Source organism: Cupriavidus pampae (genome assembly GCF_914271485.1).
Taxonomy (GTDB): domain Bacteria; phylum Pseudomonadota; class Gammaproteobacteria; order Burkholderiales; family Burkholderiaceae; genus Cupriavidus; species Cupriavidus pampae.
This window is the reverse complement of sequence record NZ_CAJZAG010000002.1, coordinates 218,515-243,329: the sequence shown is the minus strand read 5'-3', so window position 1 is coordinate 243,329 and position 24,815 is coordinate 218,515. Positions and strand designations below refer to the sequence as shown.

Sequence of the window (24,815 nt, the reverse complement as noted above, 5' to 3'; positions counted from 1 at the left end):
GGCTCGATGTTGTAGCGCATCGGTGATGCGCTTGGGTGACGCAATTAATAGGCGGCGCCCGGCGCGGAAATATTGGCGGCGCGTTCCGGCAGGAACTCGGCGGCGAGCCGGCGCGCGGCGTTGGCGTACACCAGTACGTCCACGCCGGTGGCCACGAACGTGCAGCCCAGTTCCAGATAACGACGCGCGAGCGTGTTGTCGGAGGTCAGCGTGCCGGCCGCCTTGCCGCTCGCGACGATCGTGCGCATCGCGGATTCTATCTGCGCCTGCACTTCCGGGTGGCCCGGGTTGCCGCGATGGCCCATCGACGCCGCCAGGTCGGCAGGGCCGATAAACACGCCATGCACGCCATCGACCGCGCAGATGGCTTCGAGGTTCTGCATGGCGGTGACCGTTTCAGCCTGCACCAGCAGGCAGACCTCGTCGTCGGCCACGGCCAGGTAGTCCTTGCGTGCCGACCATTGCGACACGCGTCCCACGGCACTGCCCACGCCGCGAACGCCAAACGGCGGATAACGGGTCGCGCGGACCAGCCCGGCGGCCTGCTCGGCGGTATCGACCATGGGAATCAGCAGCGTACGCGCGCCGATATCGAGCAACTGCTTGATCAGCGCGGTTTCACCCGACACCGCTCGCACCACGGCCTGCGACCGATACGGGCCGAGTACCTGCAGCGTCTGCAGGATCGATTGCACGTCGTTGGGCGCGTGCTCGCCGTCCACCAGCAACCAGTCGAAGCCGGCCGTGGCGGTGACCTCGGCCAGATAGGGCGAGGCGGCGGACATCCACAGTCCGATCTGCGGTTGGTTGGCGGCCAGCGCGGCCTTGAACGGGTTATGGGCGGGCATGCGGTCTCCTGATGTCTGGGTCGTCTTTGGCGAGTCGTCTAAGGCGATTCTGGTGTGGGCTCAGTTCAACTGCCCCTGGCACAAATACTTGGTATGCATGTAATCGTCAAGCCCGTGGCGCGAGCCCTCGCGGCCGTAGCCGGATTCTTTCACGCCGCCAAACGGCGCCGCCTCAGACGCGAGCGCGCCCTCGTTGATACCGACGATACCGGTTTCCAGCGCCTGCGCCACACGCCAGATGCGACGTACGTCGTTCGAGTAGAAGTAGGCGGCGAGGCCGAACGGCGTGTCATTGGCATCGCGAATCACCTCGTCCTCGTGCTTGAAACAGAAGATCGGCGCCACCGGGCCGAAGGTTTCCTCACCGGCCAGCGCCATCGCGGGCGTGGCACGCGTGAGCACGGTAGGCGCATAGTAGTGCGGGCCGTCCTCGGTGCGCACGCGCTCGCCGCCGACCACGACGTGCGCGCCTTTTTCCAGCGCATCGCGCACGTGGCGGTCGATCTTGGCCACGGCGCGCGCATTGATCATCGGGCCGATCTGCGAGGTCTCCTCGCTGGCCGGACCCACGCGCAGCGCCGCCACGCGCTTGGCCAGCTTGCCGACGAACACGTCATGCACGCCCGCCTGCACGTATACGCGATTCGGGCACACGCAGGTCTGCCCGCCATTGCGGAACTTGGCGGCCATCAGACCCTCCACGGCCGCGTCGAGGTCTGCATCGTCGAACACGATAAACGGCGCATTGCCGCCGAGTTCGAGCGACAGCTTCTTGAGCGTGCCGGCCGATTCACGCGCGAGGTGCTTGCCTACCGGCGTGGACCCCGTAAACGTAATCTTGCGCACGCGGCTGTCCGCGAGCCACGCATCGACCACGGCCGGTGTCTGCGCGCGCGAGGCCGTGACGATATTGAGCACGCCGGGCGGCAGGCCCGCCTGCTCGGCCAGATAGACCAGCGCGAGCGCGGTCAGCGGCGTGTCTTCCGCGGGCTTGCACACCACGGTGCAGCCTGCCGCGAGGGCCGGCGCAATCTTGCGCGCGATCATCGCCAGCGGGAAATTCCACGGCGTAATCGCCGCGACCACACCCACGGGCTCCTTCAGCACGATCATCTTGCGACCAGGCACCGCTTCCGCGATCACATCGCCGCAGATGCGCGTGGCCTCCTCGGCAAACCATTCCACATAGGACGCGCCATAGCGGACCTCGCCGAGGCTCTCGTACAGCGGCTTGCCTTGCTCCGCCGAGATAATGCGCGCGAGGTCCTGATCATGGGCGAGGATCAGCGCATGCCAGCGCTTGATCAACTGCGCGCGCTCGCGTGCGGTGCGGCGGCTCCATTCAGGAAACGCCGCCGCGGCGGCATCGGTCGCGTCGCGCGCGTCGGCGGCATCGCTGTCCGGCACGTGTGCGATGACCTTGCCAGTGGATGGATCGGTGACCTCGAAGCGCGCGTTGCTGTCGCGCCCGCTGTCTCGCCGGCTGTCTCGCCGGCTGTCTCGCCGGCTGTCTCGCCATTGCTGGTCGATGAAGTTCTGCTGGCGCAGCAGGTCGCGATGGGTGAGGGTAGTCAGCATGAGGGCGTACGTGAAAGACGACGAGGGAAAGACAGGCAATGCGGCAGATCAGCTCACGATGCCCACGTGCCAGGGCACGAATTCATGGTCGCCGAGTCCGAGCAGTTCGCTCTTGGTCGGCTCACCCGACGCGGCGCGCAGGATGTGTTCGAAGATCCGTTCACCCAGTTGCGACACGGACAACTCGCCGTCGAGCACGACGCCGCAGTTGATGTCCATGTCTTCCTCGAGGCGGCGGAACATCGGCGTGTTCGAGGCGAGCTTGATCGTGGGCGCGGGCTTGGAGCCGAACATCGAGCCACGACCCGTGGTGAAGCAGATCAGGTTGGCGCCGCTGGCGATCTGACCCGTGGCGGCCACGGGGTCATAGCCCGGCGAATCCATGAATACGAAGCCCGCCTTGTCGATTGGCTCGGCGTATTCGTACACGGCCTGCAACGGTGTGGTGCCGCCTTTCATCGCGGAACCCAGCGACTTCTCGAAGATATTGGCAAGTCCACCCTGTTGATTGCCGTGGCCGACCACGCCGTTGAACTGAGCGTTATGGCCGGCCGTATAACGTTCCCACCAGGCCAGGCGGTCGAGCAGCTTCTGGCCGACTTCGGGCGTCACCGCGCGGCGTGTCAGCATGTACTCCACACCGTGGATCTCGGGCGTTTCGGAGAGGATCGCGGTGCCGCCATGGCGCACAAGGATATCCATGGCCGCGCCGAGCGCCGGATTGGCCGTGATGCCCGAGAATCCATCGGAGCCGCCGCATTCGAGCCCGATCTTGAGATGGCTCGCGCTGACCCGCTGCCGCGTGCAGGCATTGGCCTGCGGCAGCATCGACTCGATCGCGCGGATACCCGCTTCGATCGTCGCGCGCGTGCCGCCGGTGTCCTGCATCACCAGCGTATGGAGTTGCTCGCCGGGCGCAAGGCCCTGCGATTCCACGAGCGTGTTCACCTGATTACGCTCGCAGCCGAGGCCGACGATCAGCACGCCAGCGAGGTTGGCATGTCGCGCATAGCCGGCGATCGTGCGGCGCAGCAGATCGAAATGCTCGCTCGGCGACGACATGCCGCAGCCACTGCTCTGCGCAAAAGCGACCACGCCATCGACATTGGGATACGCGGCCAGCCGCTCTCGCGTGAAGTGCGCGGCGATATGCTTGATCACGGTGGCCGAGCAATTGACCGACGCGAGGATGCCGATAAAGTTGCGCGTGCCCACGCGGCCATCGGGGCGTACATAGCCGAGAAACGTGGCGCGCTCGGATTCGGGCACGTAGTCGATCGGCCGCACGTCCGCGCAAAAGGCCGGATCGCGATAGAAGTCCACCAGCCGCAGGTTGTGGCTATGCACATGGTCGCCCGGCGCGATGTCGCGATCCGCCACGCCGATCACGGTGTCGTACTTGCGCACCTGCTCGCCGCGTGCAATCGCCCGCGCGGCAATCTTGTGGCCGGCCGGCACCTGGGCCCGCATGCGCACGCCAAGGGTATCGAGGTGCTGGCCCAGCGTCAGGTCGCCGCGGGCGATCAACACATTGTCGTTGGCATGCAGGCGGATGACGGGGGTTTGGGTCACGGTGGGTACGAGTGTTGCGGATCAGCTCTGCGCGAGCATTTCCTTGAGTTTGAGGCGCTGGATCAGCTGCGTTTCCTGGTCGTAGACCTCGGAGACGTACTTGCGATAGTCGGGGCCGTCCAGGTACATGATCGGGGCGTCGATGCGCGCGGCCACGGTCTTGAACTCGGGGCTCGCCACGGCGGCGCGGAAGGCATCGCGCAGCTTCTTCTCGACCTCGGGCGGCAGGCCCTTGGGTGCGCCAATGCCATTGGGCGCTTCCACCACGACGTTGTAGCCAAGCTCCTTGAGCGTCGGCACCGTGTTGAAGCGCGGCGTACGTTGTTCGCCCCAGGTCGCCAGCAGCCGCATCTTGCCGGCCTCGACGTGCGGCGCCCAGGAGCTGGAGTCCGCCAGCAGATCCACCTGACTCGCCAGCACGTCCTGCAGCGCGGCGGAGCCGCCCTTGTAGGCGATGGCATTGAACTTGATGCCCGCCGCCAGTGCGAACTGCTCCATGCCCACATGCGTGGCACCGCCGACGCCGGCGTGCGCGTAGGTGACGCGGCCCGGATTGGCCTTGGCTTCCGCCACGACATCGGCCAGCGTCTTGAAGCGCGAGTTCTCGGGCACGGCAATGCCGAAGGTCTGGCCCGAGGTGCGCGCCAGGTACGTCAGTTCCTTGCGCGGGTCCAGCTGCAGCAGGCCGACCTGCGAGAAGCGCGCGACCGAGATTGGAATCTGGCCGATCGTGTAGCCGTCCGGCGTGGCGCGAGCCAATGCCTTGGTGCCAATCATGCCGGAGGCGCCTGCGCGGTTTTCGATGACGATCGACTGCTTGAGGATGCCCGAGGCCACCTGGCACAGCGCGCGCATCGACTGGTCGGCGGTGCCGCCAACGGGCCATGGGCAGATAAACGTGATGGGACGATCGGGATACACGCCGGCGGCACGGGCCACGCGTGGGGCGAGCAGGCTGACGGTACCAGTGGCGGCGGCAGCGGTGGCAGCGGCGCTGCCCAGCAGCAGGCGGCGGCGCATCGCGCTCACCGGAAGGCGATCGGTCATGGGGAAGGTCTCCTTTTGTTCTGTCGCCGTCGATTCTTGCCGGCAGCGATCGTGTAGCGATTGTGGCCGTCCAAGCCATAACCATCCAATCAATAATTGGCATTGCTTCATAACCTTGAGGTTAGGTACGCCTTTGAGTAGACTCCTCGCCATGGCCCATATCGACCGCGCCTTTCGCTCGAATATCAAGCTGCGTCACCTGCAATTGCTGGTGGCGCTGGACGAGTTTCGCCATCTGGGCCGCACCGCGGAATTTCTCTCGGTGAGCCAGCCAGCGATCTCCAAGGTGCTGGCCGAGGTCGAGAAAATGCTCGGCATGACGCTGTTCACGCGCTCCACGCGCGGCACCGAGCCCACGCCGGCCGGTGAATCACTGGTGCGCTTTGCGCGCTCGGTGCTGGCGCAATACGACGTGACGCGCGACGAGATCGAGGCGGTGGCCAGCGGCGCGACGGGCCGCGTACGGGTGGGATCGATGGGAGCGGCGCTACCGGTGCTGCTGGCGCATGCGGTGGCGCGGCTCAAGGAGCGGGCGCCGCGCGCGACCGTGCTGATCGAGGAGGGCGACCTGACGCATCTGCTGCCGCGACTGCGGCTATCGGAGCTCGATGTGGTGGTGGGTCGGCTCGAGCCGGCCTATGCGGCGCCCGATCTGATGACGGAAGCGTTATACGAGGAGCCGATGGTGGCGATCGTCGCGGCCGGTCATGCGCTGGCGCGCAAGCCACGCCCAGACTGGTCCGATCTGTCGGCGCATCCGCTGGTGGTGCCGCCGCCATGGGCATCGTTGCGCGTGAAGATCGAGCAGGCGTTCGTGCGGCATGGGCAGGCGTTGCCCGCCGACCTGATCGAGTCGTCGTCGTATCTGGCGGTGACGACCTTCGTATCGCAGCGGCAGGCGGTGGGCTTTGTGGCGCGTTCGGTCGGGCAGCAGTTGCAGGCCGAAGGACGCGTGCACGTGCTGCCGATGGCGGTTGACCTGGACCTGCCGCCGATCGGCCTGATGATGCTGCGCGATCGTCGGCCCGCACCGGGTGTGACGGAGCTGATGGCCTGTCTGCACGAGGAGGGGCGCGAGATTGCCCGCGCTGCCAAAGCCCTCAAGCCACCGCGGTCACGCAAGCCGGTGGTAGCCTAGGCCAACCCATCAAGGACGCGGGCCGAGGGCTTCATGATCAGTACGCCTTGAGCCTGGTAACCGTAATGCCATTGACGGTGAGTTCGGGCAGTCGCTGCAGCCATTGCTGCACGTACACCGCCTTCACATGTTCCTGAAACGCGCTCTCGTCGCGGAATACCTCGTAGAACACGAAGCGTCCGGGCGCATCGAGCTGTTCATGCAGGACGTAGGTGACGACGCCGGGTTCGTCGCGCGTGGCGGTGATCAGCGGCACTGTGGCGGCACGGAGTTCATTCTCCTTGCCGGGCTTGGCCTGTACGGTGGCGACCGTGACAAGGTGGCCTTCGGCGCGCGTACCCTTGGCGGCTGTGGTCGGCGGCGACGATGACGCACAGGCGCCCAGCAGCGCGAGGCACGACAATGCGCCAGCAAGCGGAAGGATCGATCGATGGGTGCGGTACACGGTGTGAGTCCTTGTTGAGCTGACGTTGCACGAACTCAACGTTAGTGCGAGGACTCACCCGGTATCGAGTTAAATCTGGTGAAGACGAGTGAAGGGGGATCAGCCGTCGATATCGCCCAGCAGCATGGCATCGAGCCCCGCGCCCGAGCGAACCATCGGCCAGACCTTTTCGCCGCCATCCACCTGAAAGTCCACGAACACGGTGCGGTCCTTCAGCCGCAGCGCTTCACGGATGGCGGGTTCCACATCGGCCTCGCGTTCCACGCGCAAGCCGACGTGCCCATACGCGCGCGCCAGCACGGTGAAGTCCGGCAACGCCTCCATGTACGACTCCGAGTAGCGCTGGCCGTAGTCCACGTGCTGCAGTTGCCGGACCATGCCGAGGTAACCGTTGTTGAGCGTGAAGATCTTGATCGGCAGACGGTGCTGCGTGCAGGTGGACAGTTCCTGGATGCACATCTGAATGGACCCGTCGCCGGTGATCACGCAGACATCGCTCTCCGGAAACGCGCGCTTGACGCCCATCGCATAGGGCAAGCCCACCCCCATGGTGCCGAGGCCGCCCGAGTTGATCCACTTGCGTGGCGACATAAAGCGGTAATGCTGAGCCGCCCACATCTGATGCTGGCCGACATCGGAGCAGATATACGCGTTGTCGCCGGCGATCTCGCTGAGCTTCTCGATCACGTATTGCGGCTTGATGATGACGCCGTCGCGCTGGTAGTCGAGGCAACGCTGGCCGCGCCATTCCGCTACCGACTGCCACCATGCGGCGCGTGTGGCGGTATCGACCGGTGGCTGCTCGCGCAGCGCGGCATTCAGCTTCCGCAGGATACGGCGCGCATCGCCGACAATGGGCACGGTCGGCTTGACGCGCTTGCCGATGCTGGCCGGATCGATGTCGATATGGATGATCTGCCGCGACACCGCGCAGAACGCGTCCACCTTGCCGATCACGCGGTCGTCGAAGCGCGCGCCAATCGCGATCAGCACGTCGCACTCCTGCATCGCGCGATTGGCTTCGTACGTGCCATGCATGCCGGGCATGCCGAGAAAGCGCGGCTCGGTCGCCGGCACCAGGCCGAGTGCCATCAGCGTGGTGGTGATCGGTGCATCGATCAGACGCGCGAGCTCGATCACCTCGGCGCCCGCGTCCGCCATGAGCGCGCCACCACCGACGTAGACATAAGGGCGACGCGCCTGCCGCAACGCCTGCACGGCCTGACGAATCTGGCCATCGTGCCCGTCGAGCTGGGGGCGATACGAGCGAATATCGATGCGCTCCGGCCATTGGAACGTGCCTTCGGCCAGCGCCACGTCCTTGGGAATATCGACCAGCACCGGGCCGGGTCGTCCGGTGCGCGCGATATGGAACGCCTTGCGCAGCGTCATGGCCAGATCGGCGACATGTCGCACCAGGAAATTGTGTTTGACGATCGGGCGCGTGATGCCGACCGCGTCGCACTCCTGAAACGCATCCTCGCCGATCATGCTCGTCGGCACGTTGCCGGAGATCACGACCATCGGGATCGAGTCGAAATACGCGGTGGCAATACCGGTCACCGCATTGGTCACGCCCGGTCCGGACGTGACCAGCGCCACGCCAACCTTGCCGGTCGCGCGCGCATAACCATCGGCAGCATGCACGGCCGCCTGCTCGTGCCGCGTCAGCAGATGACGCGGGCTCTCGTGCGCGGCCAGCGCGTCGTAGATCGGCAATACCGCACCGCCGGGATACCCCCAGATATCGGCTACGCCTTCACGCCGTAGTGCTTCCACTACCATCTCCGCGCCACGCATGGTGACGGTGGGGGCAGCGGCTTTGGCACGAAACTCGGCGATTGGCATGTTCACTTGGAATGCTCCGTTAGCTAGGGGTGGGCAACGGAAACAGTCTAGGACCACATGCGTGGAACAAGCTGCCGAATCTACGTCGAATTGATGACGCTGCAGCGTAATGTTCTGTCGATTCCGATTTGTGCGGCAGTTACTGCGGCTGGTGGTCTCACGCCTCCGCCACGCATTGCCGGGTCAGTTCGATCAGCCGCTGCGTGATCGGAGAGCGATTGTCGCGGCGCCAAACCAGCTCCAGCGGCAGGCGCAGGTCGAGGTCATCGAGCTTCAGGAATTTGACCGACGGAATGTCTTGCGCGGCCGCCTGCTCGGGCAGGATCGCGCAGCCCATGCCGGCGGTGACGAGGGTCAGCAGCGAATTGTTGTCGGTCCCCTCCATGACGACCTTGGGCATAAAGCCCGCGCCGTGAAAATGCGCGATCAACCGGTCGTGGTAGTACGCGGTGACCTGTCGCGGAATCCAGAGAAAGTCGCGGCCATTGAGGTCCGCCAGCCGGCGTGGCGGGTTGTCGGTCCACTGCGGTTCATCGGGGACGGCCAACGCCAGTTGCTGCGTGGAGATCAGCAGGCCGTCGAAGGCGGGATCGTCGGCCGGCCGAAAATAGAGAAACCCCGCATCGAGCTCGCCCGCGCGAATCAGGTCGATCTGCGGACCCGAGATGACCTGCCTGACAGAGACGGAAACGTCGGGCGACTGCTGCCGGAATCGACGCAGGATCTCCGCGACCGCCGGCAGCAACTGATGCAGGATGGTCAGCCCGATGGCCAGATGGCCCAGACGTCCGACGGCGGCGTCGACGGCACGCTGCCGGGCCGCCTCGAGGTCGTCGAGAGCACGGGTGACATCCTGCAGGAACTGCGTGCCGGCGGCGGTCAGCGTCATGCCGCGTGGCTGACGTTCGAACAGCGTGACGCCCAGTTCCTCCTCGAGTCGCTGCAACTGCTTGGTCAACGCGGGCTGTGCCAGACCGTGCGAGCGCGCGGCCTTGTTGATCGATCCCTCCCTTGCCACGCTCGCGAAATACCTCAACTGACGCAGTTCCATTGATATTCCATAAATTTATTGCTGCGATCTACGAAGGATATATTCGGGAATAGGATTATTTCAAGCGTTCAGGTTTCCGCCCATTCTTCTCGCGTCGAATCGAGTAAGGAATGAACGGAAATGTCCATCGTAAAAACTATCGAGGCCCGCCTGCCGGCATTGCGTCAGTTGCGCCAGACCCTGCACGCGCATCCGGAGCTTGGCTTCGAGGAGCACCGCACCGGTGAACTGATCGCGGCGGAACTGGACCGGCTCGGCATCGAATTCCATCGCGGCATTGGCAAGACTGGCCTGGTCGGTGTGATTCACGGCCGCCGGCGGGAGAGCGGTGGCGCCATCGGCCTGCGCGCGGATATGGACGCGCTGCCGCTGCACGAGCAGACCAGCCTGCCTTATGCGTCGTGTTGCCCGGGGCGCATGCATGCGTGTGGCCACGATGGCCACGTCACGATGCTGCTGGCGGCGGCGGAATATCTGAGCCGCACGCGCGCGTTCGATGGCACCGTCTATCTTGTGTTCCAGCCCGGTGAGGAGGGCCATGCCGGAGCGCGCGAGATGGTCATGGACGGCTTGTTCGAGCGCTTTCCCATCGAGCAGATCTATGCCCTGCACAACTGGCCGACGTTACCGCTGGGCACGCTGTCGATTGCCCCCGGCCCGGCCATGGCGGCGACCGACCGCCTCGAGATCGAGATCGTCGGGGTGGGCGGTCATGGCGGCGTTTCGCCCCACAAGACGGTCGATCCGGTGCTGGTGGCCGCGCATGTGATCACAGCGGTGCAGAGCATCGTCAGCCGCAATGTGCCGGCGCTCGACGCCGCGGTCATCAGCCTGTGTGCGATCCAGGGCGGGCAGCTCGATGGGTTCGCGGTGATCCCCGATAGTGTGAAGATCGTCGGCACCGCGCGCTCGCTGACGGCGGAGATGCAGGCCTTGCTCGAGCGGCGTCTGCATGAAGTGGTGCAGGGCGTGGCCGGTGCGTTCGGCGCGCGCGCGACGGTGCGCTACGAGCGGCTGTTCCCGATGACCGTCAACGACCCGGAGGCCGCGGCTTTTGCCACCAACGTGGCCCACGAGCTGTTCGGGCGCGAGCAGGTGGTCGCGCGTCCGCAGCCAAGCCTCGGCGGCGAGGACTTCGCGTTCATGCTCCAGCACCGTCCGGGCGCTTACGTGCACTTCGGCACCGGCTCGCCTGCCGGCGGCGATCACGGCCTGCATAGCCCGCACTTCGACTTCAACGATGCCGCCATCCCGCTCGGTGGCGCCTTTCTGGCGCGGCTCGCGGAACGCGCCCTCCCGATGGCATAGCGGCCGACGCGGCCGTGGCCGCTCGCGCGCCGTGCCTGCTGGTCCCCCCACCAACGTAGGAACGCCTCATCATGTCCAAGTCCTCAACGCACCAGATCGCGGCAGCGGTCATCGGCAATGCACTCGAGTGGTATGACTTTATCGTCTACGGGTTCATGACCGCGGTGATCGCGGTCGTATTCTTCCCGGCGGAGAACGCCTATGCCTCGCTGTTGCTCACCACCGCGAGCTTCGGCATCGGGTTTGTGTTGCGGCCGATCGGCGGCATCCTGATCGGCGCATATGCGGATCGCAAGGGTAGGCGGGCCGCGCTGCAGCTGATCATCTTCCTGATGACGGTGGCCACGGCGATGATCGCGTTCGCGCCGCCGTATGCGGCCATCGGCGTGGCCAGCTCGATCATGATCATTGTGGCGCGGATGCTGCAGGGCCTGGCCACGGGCGGCGAGTTCGCCAGCGCCACGGCGTTTCTCGTGGAGATGGCGCCGCCCAATCGGCGTGGGCTCTATGGCTCGTGGCAGATGTTCGGTCAGGGTCTGGCCATGTTGCTGGGCGCGGGCGTCGCGGCGCTCATCACGGGACTGCTGCCGCGCGAGAGCCTGCATGCATGGGGTTGGCGCATTCCTTTTATCGTCGGGCTGCTGATCGCGCCGATCGGTATCTGGATTCGCCACCATCTGAGCGAGACGGCCGAGGTCGCGGACAAGACGGACCGCGGTGTGGCCGGCGTGGTCGGGCATACCCTGCGGGAGCACCGCCGGGGTTTGCTGGCGAGCTTCCTGCTGACGACATCGGCGACGATCTCGTTCTACGTGCTGGTGATCTACCTGCCGACGTACGCCAGCAAGACGCTCGGCATTCCGCTCGAGAGCGCCTTCATCGCGCAATGCGTGGGCATCGTGGTGATGATCATCGCCATTCCGCTGTGTGGTGCGCTGTCGGACCGCATCGGGCGTCAGGCGGTGTTGCGCACCGCGTTGATCCTGTCGGTGCTGCTGCTGTACCCGTGCTTTGCATGGCTGACGGCGAACCCGGGCATGGAACGGTTCATGTGGATGCAGGTCGTGCTGTGCGGCATCTTCGGCGCGTTCCTCGGCCCGTTCTCATCGGCGGTGGCCGAGCAGTTTCCGCAGAAGAACCGCTCCACGGGCATGGCCGTGAGCTACAACATGGCGGTCATGATCTTCGGCGGCTTCGCGCAGTTCATCCTGACATGGCTGCTGCACGTCACCGGCTCCCCGCTGACCCCGGCGTTCTACCTGTTGTTCGGTTCGTGCGCGGGATTGATCGGCAGCCTGATCATGGTGCGGGCAGAAATGCAGCGGCCCCGTGACGATGCATCACGGAGCCGCGGCGTTGCCTTTGTCTGCCCTTCCTGCGGCAGGCGGTCAGCCCTTGATGAAGGCTAGCAGATCAGGGTTGATCACGTCGGCATGCGTGGTCAGCATGCCGTGCGGGAAGCCCTCATAGACCTTGAGCGTGGCGTTCTTCAGCAGCTTTGCCTGAAGCAGGGCGGCATTGGCATAGGGGACGATCTGGTCGTCGTCGCCTTGCAGCACGAGCGTGGGTACGGTGATTGCCTTCAGATCTTCCGTTTGATCGGTCTCTGAGAAGGCCTTGATACCCTCGTAGTGCGCCTTGGCGCTGCCCATCATGCCCTGGCGCCACCAGTTGTCGATGACACCCTGCGAAACCTTGGCGCCCGGACGGTTGAAGCCATAGAACGGGCCAGTCGGCAGATCGACGAAGAATTGCGCGCGATTCGCTGCCAGCGCGGCGCGGAGGCCATCGAAGACTTCCATCGGCAGGCCACCGGGGTTGCTCTCGGTCTTGAGCATCAGCGGCGGTACCGCGCTCACCAGCACGGCCTTGGCGACGCGACCTTGCGGCTGACCGTACTTGGCCACGTAGCGTGCCACCTGTCCACCGCCTGTGGAGTGGCCGATATGGACCACGTTCTTCAGGTCCAGATGCTCGACTACCGCGTTCACGTCCGCGGCGTAATGGTCCATATCATGGCCATCGCTGACCTGGCTCGAACGCCCGTGTCCACGCCGGTCGCTCGCGATCACGCGGAAACCCTTGCCGAGGAAGTACAGCATCTGAGTGTCCCAGTCGTCGGAACTCAGCGGCCATCCATGGTGGAAGAAAATCGCGGGTGCGTCCTTCGGACCCCAATCCTTGTAGAAGATCTCTACGCCATCCGTGGTTTTTACAGTACTCATTCGAGGCATCCTCTTGCTTCAGTGTGTGTGAAATCGGCGTCTCAAAGGCAAAGCCGTGGGGGTGACCCACGGCCTTCCAACAGCGCTAGTCGATTCTAGATGTCGGGCAAAGATTCGCCATAACACTTCAGTGTGAGGCTCCGTGTGCGAATCGGTTACCCCGCTTGAACGAAATCCTGCTGGAGGATCTGCCGGGCGGAGTCGGCGATCATCACCACCGCGCCGGACAGCATCAGCACGTCCTTGAGCACGAGGCGGCCGGCGCCCGACAGGTACGGGAAGCCGTATTGCGCATCGCCGAGGTTGGCCACCCAGGCTTCCGGCGTGGTGATCAGGAACGAGAGCGTCACCACCGGTGTAAGGAACGCGAGGATCGAGCCGAGCAGGCCGAGCTTGCGGGAGAACAGGTAAGACAGCACGAGCAGGCCGATCACGATCTCGACCACACCAAGGCCAGTGGAGAACGAGTAGGTGTGATTGGCAACCTGCCATGCACGTTGCACCAGATCGAGTTGCCCTTCATGCGTCAGGTGAGCGTGATACGCCTCGGGGTGCGCGTAGAAGAATGACATGAACGGGCTGTTGGCGACGAACGGCGTGATGCTGTCCGCTTCGTACGGCACGAACTTGAGAAAGCCGATCCACAGGAAAACGATGGCGACGCCAAAGCGAACCATGGGGATGCCAATACGATCGAGCCGGCTGGCGATGGAGAGAATATTGCGCGGATTCATGATGGTGACTCCTGGTTGAAAGTGGGAAGCGCGATGCGCGCTTGCGTACCTTCATGCTATGCAGGAGGCGCCTGGCGAGGACGACCGATCGGATCAGCTTTTGTCGCGATCGTCTCAACGACTACTCTTAGGATGCCGAACGCGGGAGGACGACAGGAGGAAGACATGAGCGAGAACGCGCTTGCGTGGACAGCTGCCACCATCAACCATATTGCGATCACCGTATCCGATCTGAACGTTTCACGGGAGTGGTACTGCCGGATGTTCGGACTGACGGTCATTCAGCAATCGGACGACAGCGTGTTGCTGGGCTTCGGGGAGGGCATGCTGGTCCTGAGGGTGGGCGACAACCCGGGGACAATCTCCCACTTCATGTTTGGCGTGCGGCAGTACGACGAGGAAGCCTTGCGCCAGCATCTGCTCGACAACAGCCTCGACCCCCAGAAGGATCTCGAAAGCTTTCACGTCAGGGACCCCGACGGATTGAATGTGCAGGTGGGAGACCCCGCATTGGGGCTAAACGCCGGGATCGTCGACAACCATTTCAAGATGAAATAGACGCGTGCTCATGCCCTTTTCGATAGCAGTCGATGCACGACGACAAACGCGATCGCGGTGGCGATATTGCCGATGACGATGCCGAGCAGCCGATGGCCGGCGGTGGTGACGTCATCGGTGAGCCCGTGGCGATCATGCACGAGTGCCAGGATCGAGACCGCACCGAACTGCGCACCGAGGTAGCTGACGTCGGGGTGTCCCAGTCGCAGGTGACAAGCCACGGTAACCAGCACGGACAGTGCGATCAGGCAATAAAGATAATTGCCCGCCGCGAGCGGCAGGATCAGGACCACCGCCACGGCGCCAAGCAGGCATCCGAGGAGCCGGTGAAAGATCCGGATGCTGACGTCGTACAGCGAAGGTGCACTCTCCTTCTTGTGCGGTACCGCGAGGACCACGATGGTGGTGGTCATGGCCTGTGCGAGACCGGCGGACGGGAAACTGTAGACAATCCATGACAGGATGGCCAGTGACATTGCGCATACCAGTGCGAGCGTGGCGTCGCTGACCGCATCGACCGGGCCGCCGGAGGGGGCCGCTGCTGCACCTGGCCTGGCGCCCTCCGGGTCTTGCCCGGGGAGAATGGCCGCGGCTATCGTGATCACCAGCAGGTAGGCGCCGGTGCCAATCGCCGCATTGATCCACATGGCGACTGCGAGTGGCCTGGCATCGGTCCCGTGGCTCGCCAGAAGGATCGAAACCATATAGACAAACAGCGCCGCGCAAAGAATCCAGAAGAAGCTGGCGGTACGCTTGGCCGCGATATACAGGCATGCGGTGGCGAACAACGTGCTGAGCGCGATAAACGAAAGCGGGCCGCGCAATGCCAGCGGCGCCAGCAGAATCCCGAACACGGTGCCGCAGAAGGTGCCGGCAATCTGCTGGATGCCGCGTGCCCACGCGGGGCCTGGCGCCGTACCGGTCAGCGCGAACGCGCAGATCGCCGCCCACCAGGCTTCGGGCTGATGCAGCAGCCATGAGGCGCCCGCCGCAAGCATCACGGCCAGCATCGCCAGCAGGCATTTGCCACCGCGCGCGAGGAAGACCGCGATATCCAGTTCGGACCGGAATGCATGAACGGTATTCCGGAGGGCGAGCAGGAGCATCTCTTTCATCGTCCGACTCTCCTGGAGTACAGGCGGAAGCTGCAGGTTTGCCGGAGTATTGTACGGGCGGGAGCAGCGTAACCGGCGCTTGCCGCTGCCCTTGTCGTTACCAGTTCCACCGCACGCGTGCGGGTTTAACCACGATTAACAACCGTCGTCCGATTGCTTGAATACGATGGAGCGACGCGTAGCGTAACCGCAGCCTCAACCACGAAAGGAGCGCGACTATGGCGCATCACAAGATCATGGCCATTCTGACGGCCAAGGAAGGCCTGTCCGAAGATTTGATGGCGTTACTGTCGACCATGGTCGCACCGTCCCGTGCCGAGCCAGGTAACCTGCGTTGGGACATCTGGCGCGATACGTCGGATGCGAATCGCTTTGTACTGGACGAGCTCTACGCAGACGCGGCAGCGGTCGATCATCACCGCGCCACACCGCATTTCCAGCACTACCTGTCGCGCGTCAATGATCTGGCGACGCGCGTCGCGGTGGTGGCGGAGCCCGTGCAGGTACGTGATCTGGCAGGTTGATCGCGCGTTAGCCCAGCGTGCGTACGGAGCTGCTGATGGCCCGTGCGCTCTGCAACAGCGGCGGCCCCAGCCGTCGCTCGGTATCCTCGACATTCCAGCGCGCGGTGGGGGCCACCACGTGGATCGCGCCAATCGGCCGGCCCTTGCCGCCGAGGATCGGCGAGGCGATGGTCATATCGCCGAGAAACAGCTCCTCGGAATTCATCGCATAACCGCGTAGCCGCGCTTTCTGCAGCTCGGCCATGACATCGTCGACCGATGTCAGCGTGAACGAGGTATGCGCCACTCTTGCCGACTGCTCCACCAGCGCGCGCGCCTCGCCTTCGGGCAGGGCGCTCAGATATGCGCGGCCCGAGGCCGTGCAGTACATGGGGATACGACTGCCGATCGGCATATGCACCGGTACGAAATGCGCGCTGACGAAGCGCGCGAGGTAGACCATCTCGTCGCCGTCGGGTTCGGTCAGGCACGTGGTCTCCGCCGTGACCTTGGTCAGCTCGGACAGAAACGGGTTGGCCACGTCGATCAGCGGATCGGCCGCCAGGTAGTTGTAGCCCACCTTCATCACCTGCAGCGTAAGTTGATAGCGCCGCGTCTGCGGATGCTTGCGTAGATAGCCAAGCTGCTCGAGCGTGAACACCATCCGCTGCGCGGAGCTCTTGTTGATGCCCGCCACCTCCGCGATCTCCGCAATGGTCATCGTGCGGCGCGACGCGCTGAACGCGGCCAGCACCGCCAATCCCTTCTCCAACGACTGATTGAAGAGCGAATTGGCCGGGGCGTCACTGTCCGACGGGGCTTCCGATTGAGATTTAGGCATCACACATGATCAACGAAACGATGCAAGAAGAATCGCATATCGATTCGTATGATGCAACTAATGGTTTTCGAGAATTAAAAGATGATCGATGTTCATCGAATATTGGCATGCAGGTTGCGTAGCGTCAGTACCGCGCACCAAGGCGCGCCCCTCAGACCCCCTTGCCAAGGAGAGTTCGCATGTCCAACGTCAATCGCCTTCGCCGTCACGCACTGTTTCTGTGCCTGGCCGGCACTGTTTCGCTCGGTTCGCTCAGCGCGTGGGCGCAAGGCAGTGCACCGGCCAGCTTCAACGTGGGCGCGACCGCCACGGGCGTTCCGTTCACGTTCCTCGACGTCAAGACCAACACCATCGAAGGCATGATGGTCGATACGGTCACCGCGGTCGGCAAGGCGGGCGGCTTCAAGGTGAACGTGCAGCAGACCGCGTTCTCGGCCCTGATCCCGTCGCTGACCTCGAACAAGATCGACATCATTTCCGCAGCCATGCTCAAGACGCCGGCGCGTGAGCAGGTGGTGTCGTTCAGCGACCCGATCTATTCGTATGGCGAAGGCCTGATGGTCAAGGCCGATGACGCCAAGGCCTACACCTCGCTCGACGACCTCAAGGGCGAGGTGGTCGGGGCGCAGGTTGGCACGGTGTTCCTCGACATGCTCAACAAGAAGGGCATCTTCAAGGAAGTCCGCAGCTATGACTCGATCGCCGATATGTCGCGCGATCTGTCGCTGGGCCGCATCAAGGCCGGCCTCGGCGATCAACCGCTCATCGCCTATCAGATTCGCCAGAACGCGTTTCCGGGCGTGAAGCTGGTCAACAGCTACAAGGCCGTCAACGTCGGTGATGTCTGCCTGGTGGTGCGCAAGGGCGATACCGAGACGCTGGCGCGGCTGAACAAGGCCATCGCGGCCATCAAGGCCGACGGCACGCTGGCGAAGATCGTGCAGAAGTGGGGCATGTAACGCGATGGTAGTTGCGACCTTCCTCGACAACGCCCGCGAATTCCTGCCGATCCTGCTCAAGGGCGCGGTGGTCACGGTGGAAGTCACCGTGCTGTCGTTCCTGCTGAGCAGCGTGCTGGGGCTGGGCCTGGCGTTGATGAAGCTGTCACCGGTGCGCGCGGTAGCGGCCACCGGTTCGACCATCGTCAACGTGATTCGCGGTCTGCCGATCATCGTGCAGCTGTTCTATATCTACTTCGTGTTGCCCGATGCCGGCATCCACCTGACCGCATTTCAGGCTGGCGTGATCGGGCTTGGCATCGCGTACTCGGCGTATCAGGCCGAGAATTTTCGGGCGGGCATCGAAGCCGTCGATCCGGGCCAGCGCGAGGCCGCGCAGGCGATGGGCATGCGCGGGCCGCTGATCCTGCGGCGCGTGATCCTGCCGCAGGCGTTCCGTATCGCGCTGCCGCCGTACGGCAACACGCTCGTGATGATGCTCAAGGATTCGTCGCTGGTCTCGACCATCACGGTGGCGGAGATGACGCGCGCGGGCCAGCTGATCGCGTCGTCGACGTTCCAGAACATGACGGTGTACACGCTCGTGGCGCTGCTGTACCTGCTGATGAGCCTGCCGCTCGTGTACGCGCTGCGTCGCGTGGAAATCCGCTTCGGTGCGGGAAGGAAGCGGCCATGATCGATATCAAGAACCTGCAGAAGCGCTTTGGCGACCATCAGGTGCTGCACGGTGTGGACCTGCACGTGGACAAGGGCGAGGTGGTGTGCCTGATTGGGCCATCGGGGTCCGGCAAGTCGACGGTCCTGCGTTGCATCAATGGACTCGAGTCGTACGAAGGGGGCGAGATCCGTGCATTCGGCGAACGCGTCGATCGTGACGGCCGCGACATCCATCGTCTGCGCAGCCGCATGGGCATGGTGTTTCAGCGCTTCAATCTGTTTCCGCATCGCACGGTGCTGGAGAACGTGATGGAAGGCCCTGTGTATGTGCGTGGCGAGCCGAAAGATGCGGCGCGCGAGCGTGCGCTGGCCTTGCTCGACAAGGTGGGTTTGGCCGCCAAGGCCACGGCGCATCCGGCCCAGCTGTCTGGTGGCCAGCAACAACGTGTGGCCATCGCACGCGCGCTGGCGATGCAGCCGGAAGCGATGCTGTTCGATGAACCGACCTCGGCGCTCGATCCCGAACTGGTTGGCGATGTACTCGAGGTCATGCGCAATCTGGCTCGCGAAGGCATGACCATGATCGTGGTCACGCACGAGATGGGTTTTGCGCGCGAGGTGGCGGATCGCGTCTGCTTTCTGCACGGCGGCAAGATCGAGGAAGAGGGGCCGGCCGCGCAGGTATTGGGGGCGCCGCGTCAGGCGCGCACGCAGGACTTCCTGCGCCGCGTATTGCAGAAGCCTGTGGCGGCAGGAGATGCGGCATGAAGGTGCCTCACGCCTCCGATCCATCGTTGCCGCCGTCGCTGTGGGCCGCCACCGCAATCGCGGCACCGTCCACGCCGGCGCTGACCACCTCCCGGCGCACCGATGTGCTCGTGATCGGTGCCGGCTTCACCGGACTATCCACGGCACTGCATCTTGCCGAGCGCGGCGTCTCCGTTTGCGTCGTCGATAGCCACGAGCCGGGCTGGGGCGCTTCGGGGCGCAACGGCGGTCAGGTCAATCCCACGCTCAAGTACGATCCCGACGAGCTGGTGAGCAAGCTCGGCGCCGCGCGTGCCGAGCCGTTGATCGATGCCATCTCGGGTTCTGCTGACCTGGTGTTCGATCTCATCGCCCGTCATGGCATCGATTGCCATCCGGTGCGCAGTGGCTGGCTGCAGCTCGCGTATGCGGACAAGGCCGTGGCCGGCATGCATGCGCGCGCACGGCAGTGGGAGCGGCGCGGCGTCAAGGTGGAGCTGCTCGACCGTGCGGCCGTGGCGCGCCGCGTGGGTACCGAGGCGTTCGTCGGCGGCTGGCTCGATGGTCGCGCGGGCGCCATTCAGCCACTGTCATACACGCGCGGGCTGGCGGCAGCGGCGTTGCGAGCCGGTGCCGCCATCCATGGCGACAGCGCGGTGGTGGCGCTGACACCGCTGGCATCGCAGGGGCAGAGCCGATGGCAGGCGACGCTCGCCTCCGGCGCCACGGTGCAGGCCGAGCACGTGGTGATTGCCACCAACGGCTATTCCGGTCCGCTCTGGCCCGGGTTGTCGAGCACAGTGCTCGCGGCCAACAGCTTTATCGTCGCCACGCGGCCACTGACGTCCGCCGCGGCGGAATCGATCCTCGCACGCGGCGAAACCGCCTCCACGTCGCAGCGGCTGCTGCTGTATTTCCGCAAGGACAGCGAAGGGCGGCTGCTGATGGGCGGGCGCGGCTTCTTCGCGGAGCCGCGGGGCCCGGAAGATTTCGCGCATCTCGAGCGCTCGCTGGAGTTGCTCTTCCCGCAACTGGGCCCGCTCGACTACGCGTATCGCTGGAGCGGCCGCATCGCGGTCACGCGCGACTTCATGCCGCACGTGCACGAGCCCGCCCCGGGCGTCACCGTGGCCATCGGCTGCAATGGCCGTGGCATTGCGCTTTGCACGAGCTTCGGCAAGCATATCGCCGCGCGCCTGACCGGCACGAGCGACACGTTCCCGTACCCGATCTCGCCCATCGTGCGCATTCCGATGCATCAACTCCAACGCTTCTACGTGGCCGCGGGCGTGGCGTGGTACAGCCTGCTAGACCGGTTCGGCTAGCGTGAAAGTGCCGCGGGCGCTACCGATGTAGGAGGGGCGCCGATGGCGTTCTCCCGCCGCGAATGAAATCATGGGCGCCACAGCTTTGCGCCATCGATGGCCCCATGACATGACCCGCCATTATCACTCCGGACGCATCTACCCGCGCACTGCGGTTTCCTTCGTCGCATTGGTCGCGCTCGTCGTGCTGTCGGCTATCTGCGGTGCCATCGTCTGGAACATCGCGGGCGATGACCGGCGCATCGAGCGACGGGTGGATCGGGTGTACAGCATCGACGATCCGCAGTTCTCGCATGAGATGAGCGTGCTGCTCGGGCCGCCGTTTATCGGCGGCAATCGCTATCGCGTGCTGCGCAATGGCGACGAGATCTTCCCGGCCATGCTGGGTGCCATCAGGCAGGCGCGCCAGACTATCAATTTCGAGTCCTATATCTATTGGTCAGGCGATATCGGCAAGGCATTCGCCGAGGCCCTGAGCGAACGCGCGCGCAATGGCGTCAAGGTGCAGGTACTGCTCGACGCGGTGGGCAGCTCCAAGGTCGAGCAATCCGTGCTCGACCTCATGACGAATGCGGGTGTCGAAGTGCGGATGTTTCACCCCGTGCGGTGGTACACGCTAAGCAAGCTCAACAACCGCACGCACCGCAAGCTGCTGATCGTGGATGGCGTGCTCGGCTACACGGGCGGGGTCGGCATCGCTCCCGAGTGGACCGGCAATGCGCAGGACCCCGACCACTGGCGCGATACGCACTTCGAGGTGGAAGGGCCCGTGGTGGGGCAGATGCAGTCGGTGTTCGTTGACAACTGGATCAAGGTATCGGGACGCGTGTCGCATGGCCCCGCGTACTTTCCGCTCGCCAAGCCAGCAGGAGACGGCCACGCGCAGATGTTCAGCAGTTCGCCCACGGGCGGCAGCGAGAGCATGGCGCTGATGTACCAGCTAGCGATTACCGCCGCCAAGGTGTCGATCGACCTGTCGGCGTCCTACTTCGTGCCGGACAAGGTCACAGAGAATGCGCTGCTGGCGGCCATCGGCCGAGGCGTGCGCGTGCGCATCATCGTGCCCGGCGAGCATATCGACTCGGAGGCGGTAAGAGCGGCATCGCGACAGCGCTGGGGCAAGCTGCTGCAGGCAGGCGCCCTGATCGCCGAATACACGCCGACGATGTACCACTGCAAGGTGATGATCGTGGATGGCCTGCTGGTCTCGGTTGGCTCTACCAACTTCGACAACCGCTCGTTCCGCCTCAACGATGAGGCGACCCTCAACATCCTCGACGCCAGGTTCGCCGCGGAGCAGACGGCCATTTTCGAAGACGACCTGAAACACACCCGCCAGATCACCTACGACGCCTGGAAAAACCGCCCCTGGCGCCAGAAAATCGGCGACGCGATATCGTCGTTGATCGGATCTCAGCTCTGAGCAACGCGGGGTGCTGGCGCTTCCGCGGAAGGCGCGGCCTTGTCGCGCCGTGACCCATAGCGGTTCGCATAGAGCCACGTGAATTCCGCGCCGAGAAGAAAGATCTGCGCGGAGTAGTAGACCCAAACCAGCACGATGACCAGCGAGCCTGCGGCGCCGTAACCGGTGGCGACACCGGTCTTGCCGATGTAGAGGCCGATCAGCAGTTTGCCGATGGTGAAGAGCGCCGAGGTCACCAACGCGCCGAGCCAGACATCGAGCCAGCGGACTTTGGCGTGCGGCATGATCTTGTAGATCATGGCGAAGACGATCGTCGTCAGGCCAAAGCTCAGCAGCAGGTCGACACCGTGCGCCACCGCTTCGACTTCGTCGGACGAGGTCCACGCGCGCCCCAGCGCGGCCACGGCGGCGCTTGCCACCAGCGATACGATCAGCAGAAAGCCAATGCCTAGCACCATGCCGAACGACAGCACGCGCGTCCTGAACAGTTCGATGATGCCCGAGGCCTTCTTGCGTTCGGGCACGCGCCAGATGCGATCCAGCGCGTCCTGAAGCTCCGCGAAGACCGTGGTCGCACCGACAAACAACGTAATGGCGCCGATGATCGCCGTCAGCGTGCCGGCCCCCGGGCGGTTCAGAGAAACGAGCATGGCCTCGATAGCCTCAGCGCCTTCTGTACCGACCATGCCGCCGATCTGCTCCACGACGGCGCCGCGCGCCGCGTCGGCGCCGAATACCAAGCCCGCGATGGCGATCACGATCAACAGCAGCGGTGCCACGGAGAAGACCGTGTAGTAGGCGAGCGCCGCGCCCATACTGGGCGCATAGTCATCGAGCCAGGCGGAGACGGTGTCCTTGAGCAGGATGAAGAAGTTTCTCGAATGGGAAAGTCCAGCCAGCCATTTTTGCATGGGATGTGGCGCACCTTCGGGCGATCATGCTGGCGAAGGCGCCGAGCTAATGAATAGCTCGAAGGAGCAATATCGATGCCAGCGTTGATGCCAGCGGTCGGAGAGGATGCTGGCGAATACGCAGGCAAAAAAAAGACCCCGCAGAGCGGGGTCTTTTTTATCGTTAGCTGAACAAGTCAGCCAACAAGCGGCAATTAGATCGCTTCGATCTTCGTTGCAGCCGGGCCCTTTTGGCCCACGCCAGCGACGTAGCGAACCTTCTGGCCTTCAGCCAGCGACTTGAAGCCGCTGCCTTGAATTTCGGAGAAGTGAGCGAAGAGGTCGTTACCACCCGCGTCCGGGGTGATGAAGCCGAAGCCCTTCGAATCGTTGAACCACTTTACGGTACCGGTTTCCATGTTGGATTCCCAAAAAATTAATTGTTTCTCGGCCGGCAGAAACACCACCGAGGCATGACGTTCAAGGAAGCAACAATGAAAGTGGCGCTAAGCGCCAGGTACTTCGAGCTAACAACTTGAGATCCTGCGAGGAATGTTTATACAGATGCCCGACCGGCAAGTCAACGATTCTTTTTAAGGAAGTGCCTAGTCGTGCCGTAAACCGGATCGCACTGCCGCCCGCAAAACAGGTAGCAAATCCGCCTCAAACCACGGCTGCTGGCGCATCCAGAGCACCACGCGCCACGATGGATGCGGCAGCGGTATCACATTTGGACCGTGGCTAGGGAAATCCCTGACCACCTCGGTCATCGATCGTTTGGGCTTCTGTTTGGGCAGGTAGCGCGCCTGCGCATAGGTGCCCACCAGCAGGGTCAGACGGTCTTCCGGCAGGCAGGCCAGCACGCGGTCATGCCACAGCGGGGCACATTCGCGACGCGGCGGCAGGTCGCCGCTGCCACCGCGGCCCGGATAGCAGAACCCCATCGGCATCAGCGCGATACGCGCGGGATCGTAGAACTCGTCCTTGCTGATCCCCATCCATTCGCGCAGGCGGTCGCCGCTGGCGTCGTCGAACGGCACGCCGCTGGCATGCACGCGCGAGCCCGGGGCCTGGCCGATGATGAGGATGCGGGAGGTGGCGCTGAACTGCACGATCGGGCGGGGCCCCGCCTGCAGGTGTTCGGCGCAATGCTTGCAGTCTGCAATCTCACGCTGCAAGTCGGCTTGCGGCAGGACGATGGGGATCGTCGCAGGGAGAAGGGACGTGGTGTTTCGAGGGCGTGACACGGCGCGAATTTTACACGCGACTGCCTGCCGGCGTGGCGCGGCCCTGAACAGCGGTCATTCTCGAAAGCAGGGAATCAACGTGTGGCTATGCTAGCCAACACCATGATGTTCCACTCAACCATCGCTTAAAGAAAATGATCAAGGAAATCGCGCAATTCTCGATCCAGCCCGGTATGGACGGCGCCTTCGAGAGGGTGTTCAAGAAGTCGAAGCACGTACTGGAAGACGCGCGCGGCTACGTCGATGCGACGATGCTGCGCGGTCTTGAAGATCCGTTGTCGTACACGCTGATCGTCACGTGGAAAACTCTCGAGGACCATGTCGTGCATTTCCTGCAGAGCCCGGCCTTCGAGGTATGGCGCGATCAGTTCGGGCCGACGCTGGCGGCCGCGCCCAATGTCTTTCATGTGCAGACGGTGGGCTGAGGAGGGGCACTGCAAAAAAAAGCCCGCCGGAGGCCGGCGGGCGAGCAGGGGGTGATTCGGGGGGTGATTCAGGATGGGTCAGATCCTGAGACCAAGATTAGTAGCCGATAGAGTGCCGCGATGTCGGTGTCTGTCTGATATCGCATCTACGATACTTTTATCAGATCTAAGGCAGCAGCCGTTTGTGCGGTAGATATTTCAACGCGCCTCGCGCATCGGAAATTTCTGCAATGCACGAAGCCCCCCGTCCGAGGGGCATGGCAGCATGGGAAGGTGTCATGCCGAGGTCATACGTCAATTCACATAATCTCCCCAATCGATTGATTGCCTT

Annotated in this window: 25 protein-coding genes; 11 read left to right on the top strand and 14 right to left on the bottom strand. The window is 64.0% G+C overall.

The genetic code is table 11. The features are described from left to right. Positions 1–44: 44 nt before the first annotated feature. Genes LDO41_RS05325 through LDO41_RS05310 form a run of 4 tightly spaced genes read right to left on the bottom strand, consistent with a single transcriptional unit; the run spans position 45 to position 5,045 of the window. Complete coding sequence (locus LDO41_RS05325) at positions 45–848, bottom strand: aldolase/citrate lyase family protein (protein WP_223982885.1); 804 nt, start codon at positions 846–848, stop codon at positions 45–47. Positions 849–908: 60 nt separating this feature from the next. Further along, positions 909–2,426, bottom strand: coding sequence for an NAD-dependent succinate-semialdehyde dehydrogenase (locus LDO41_RS05320; RefSeq protein ID WP_223982883.1), 1,518 nt, complete (start codon positions 2,424–2,426; stop codon positions 909–911). Positions 2,427–2,474: 48 nt separating this feature from the next. Continuing rightward, entirely contained in the window at positions 2,475–3,998 is a 1,524-nt protein-coding gene (locus tag LDO41_RS05315) for a UxaA family hydrolase (protein WP_223982881.1), read from the bottom strand. 21 nt (positions 3,999–4,019) lie between these two features. Further along, a complete protein-coding gene (locus tag LDO41_RS05310; RefSeq protein WP_223982879.1) occupies positions 4,020–5,045 on the bottom strand; it encodes a tripartite tricarboxylate transporter substrate binding protein in 1,026 nt (341 codons plus the stop codon). 151 nt (positions 5,046–5,196) lie between these two features. Here LDO41_RS05310 and LDO41_RS05305 point away from each other — a divergent pair, with 151 nt between their 5' ends. Further along, a complete protein-coding gene (locus tag LDO41_RS05305; protein ID WP_223982878.1) occupies positions 5,197–6,183 on the top strand; it encodes a LysR substrate-binding domain-containing protein in 987 nt (328 codons plus the stop codon). A gap of 37 nt (positions 6,184–6,220) precedes the next feature. On the opposite strand, the gene LDO41_RS05300 is transcribed toward LDO41_RS05305, so the two are convergent. The 3 genes from LDO41_RS05300 to LDO41_RS05290 form a co-directional block, all read right to left on the bottom strand. After that, a complete protein-coding gene (locus LDO41_RS05300) occupies positions 6,221–6,628 on the bottom strand; it encodes a putative quinol monooxygenase (RefSeq protein WP_223982877.1) in 408 nt (135 codons plus the stop codon). Between the two features lie 99 nt (positions 6,629–6,727). Next, complete coding sequence (ilvB, locus tag LDO41_RS05295) at positions 6,728–8,482, bottom strand: biosynthetic-type acetolactate synthase large subunit (protein WP_377741369.1); 1,755 nt, start codon at positions 8,480–8,482, stop codon at positions 6,728–6,730. 151 nt (positions 8,483–8,633) lie between these two features. After that, positions 8,634–9,527 carry a LysR family transcriptional regulator gene (locus LDO41_RS05290; protein ID WP_223982875.1) on the bottom strand — a complete coding sequence of 298 codons (894 nt, stop codon included), beginning with the start codon at positions 9,525–9,527 and terminating at the stop codon, positions 8,634–8,636. Positions 9,528–9,647: 120 nt separating this feature from the next. On the opposite strand from LDO41_RS05290, the gene LDO41_RS05285 reads away from it, so the two are divergent. Next, positions 9,648–10,835: a M20 aminoacylase family protein gene (locus tag LDO41_RS05285; protein ID WP_223982873.1), complete on the top strand. Its 1,188-nt coding sequence runs from the start codon at positions 9,648–9,650 to the stop codon at positions 10,833–10,835. A gap of 71 nt (positions 10,836–10,906) precedes the next feature. Next, complete coding sequence (locus LDO41_RS05280; RefSeq protein WP_223982872.1) at positions 10,907–12,244, top strand: MFS transporter; 1,338 nt, start codon at positions 10,907–10,909, stop codon at positions 12,242–12,244. Here the strand turns inward: LDO41_RS05280 and LDO41_RS05275 are convergent. After that, entirely contained in the window at positions 12,224–13,060 is an 837-nt protein-coding gene (locus LDO41_RS05275; protein ID WP_223982871.1) for an alpha/beta fold hydrolase, read from the bottom strand. The two genes, LDO41_RS05280 and LDO41_RS05275, sit on opposite strands and share 21 nt — an antisense overlap. A gap of 155 nt (positions 13,061–13,215) precedes the next feature. Further along, a complete protein-coding gene (gene rclC / locus LDO41_RS05270; protein WP_223982870.1) occupies positions 13,216–13,794 on the bottom strand; it encodes a reactive chlorine resistance membrane protein RclC in 579 nt (192 codons plus the stop codon). A 165-nt stretch (positions 13,795–13,959) separates the two neighbouring features. On the opposite strand from rclC, the gene LDO41_RS05265 reads away from it, so the two are divergent. Beyond that, complete coding sequence (locus tag LDO41_RS05265; protein WP_223982869.1) at positions 13,960–14,352, top strand: VOC family protein; 393 nt, start codon at positions 13,960–13,962, stop codon at positions 14,350–14,352. An 8-nt stretch (positions 14,353–14,360) separates the two neighbouring features. Here the strand turns inward: LDO41_RS05265 and LDO41_RS05260 are convergent, their stop codons facing one another. After that, positions 14,361–15,467 carry an FUSC family protein gene (locus tag LDO41_RS05260; RefSeq protein WP_223982868.1) on the bottom strand — a complete coding sequence of 369 codons (1,107 nt, stop codon included), beginning with the start codon at positions 15,465–15,467 and terminating at the stop codon, positions 14,361–14,363. 218 nt (positions 15,468–15,685) lie between these two features. Between LDO41_RS05260 and LDO41_RS05255 the strand changes: the two genes are divergently transcribed. Then, positions 15,686–15,991, top strand: coding sequence for a putative quinol monooxygenase (locus tag LDO41_RS05255; protein WP_223982867.1), 306 nt, complete (start codon positions 15,686–15,688; stop codon positions 15,989–15,991). 7 nt (positions 15,992–15,998) lie between these two features. Here LDO41_RS05255 and LDO41_RS05250 read toward each other — a convergent pair whose 3' ends face one another. After that, the gene (locus LDO41_RS05250; protein WP_223982866.1) at positions 15,999–16,811 is read right to left on the bottom strand and encodes an IclR family transcriptional regulator; all 813 of its coding nucleotides are present in this window, start codon (positions 16,809–16,811) and stop codon (positions 15,999–16,001) included. 179 nt (positions 16,812–16,990) lie between these two features. Between LDO41_RS05250 and LDO41_RS05245 the strand changes: the two genes are divergently transcribed. The 5 genes from LDO41_RS05245 to LDO41_RS05225 all read left to right on the top strand — a co-directional run bounded on the left by LDO41_RS05245 (position 16,991) and on the right by LDO41_RS05225 (position 21,922). Next, positions 16,991–17,770, top strand: a complete 780-nt coding sequence (locus LDO41_RS05245; RefSeq protein ID WP_223982864.1) for an ABC transporter substrate-binding protein — start codon at positions 16,991–16,993, stop codon at positions 17,768–17,770. A gap of 4 nt (positions 17,771–17,774) precedes the next feature. Beyond that, positions 17,775–18,446 (top strand): amino acid ABC transporter permease, encoded by a 672-nt coding sequence (locus LDO41_RS05240; protein WP_223982862.1) that lies wholly within the window; start codon positions 17,775–17,777, stop codon positions 18,444–18,446. Then, positions 18,443–19,195, top strand: a complete 753-nt coding sequence (locus tag LDO41_RS05235) for an amino acid ABC transporter ATP-binding protein (protein WP_223982860.1) — start codon at positions 18,443–18,445, stop codon at positions 19,193–19,195. The genes LDO41_RS05240 and LDO41_RS05235 overlap by 4 nt, the downstream gene beginning before the upstream one ends. Then, the gene (locus LDO41_RS05230) at positions 19,192–20,499 is read left to right on the top strand and encodes an NAD(P)/FAD-dependent oxidoreductase (RefSeq protein WP_223982858.1); all 1,308 of its coding nucleotides are present in this window, start codon (positions 19,192–19,194) and stop codon (positions 20,497–20,499) included. The genes LDO41_RS05235 and LDO41_RS05230 overlap by 4 nt, the downstream gene beginning before the upstream one ends. Positions 20,500–20,608: 109 nt before the next feature. Next, positions 20,609–21,922, top strand: coding sequence for a phospholipase D-like domain-containing protein (locus LDO41_RS05225; protein WP_223982856.1), 1,314 nt, complete (start codon positions 20,609–20,611; stop codon positions 21,920–21,922). On the opposite strand, the gene LDO41_RS05220 is transcribed toward LDO41_RS05225, so the two are convergent. The 3 genes from LDO41_RS05220 to LDO41_RS05210 all read right to left on the bottom strand — a co-directional run bounded on the left by LDO41_RS05220 (position 21,913) and on the right by LDO41_RS05210 (position 23,990). Then, complete coding sequence (locus LDO41_RS05220; RefSeq protein ID WP_223982854.1) at positions 21,913–22,833, bottom strand: YihY/virulence factor BrkB family protein; 921 nt, start codon at positions 22,831–22,833, stop codon at positions 21,913–21,915. The genes LDO41_RS05225 and LDO41_RS05220 overlap by 10 nt on opposite strands. Positions 22,834–23,027: 194 nt before the next feature. Continuing rightward, a complete protein-coding gene (locus LDO41_RS05215) occupies positions 23,028–23,231 on the bottom strand; it encodes a cold-shock protein (RefSeq protein WP_223982851.1) in 204 nt (67 codons plus the stop codon). A gap of 186 nt (positions 23,232–23,417) precedes the next feature. Next, positions 23,418–23,990 (bottom strand): uracil-DNA glycosylase family protein, encoded by a 573-nt coding sequence (locus LDO41_RS05210; RefSeq protein ID WP_223982848.1) that lies wholly within the window; start codon positions 23,988–23,990, stop codon positions 23,418–23,420. A 203-nt stretch (positions 23,991–24,193) separates the two neighbouring features. On the opposite strand from LDO41_RS05210, the gene LDO41_RS05205 reads away from it, so the two are divergent. Beyond that, positions 24,194–24,484, top strand: coding sequence for an antibiotic biosynthesis monooxygenase family protein (locus tag LDO41_RS05205; RefSeq protein WP_223982845.1), 291 nt, complete (start codon positions 24,194–24,196; stop codon positions 24,482–24,484). Positions 24,485–24,815 lie beyond the last annotated feature (331 nt).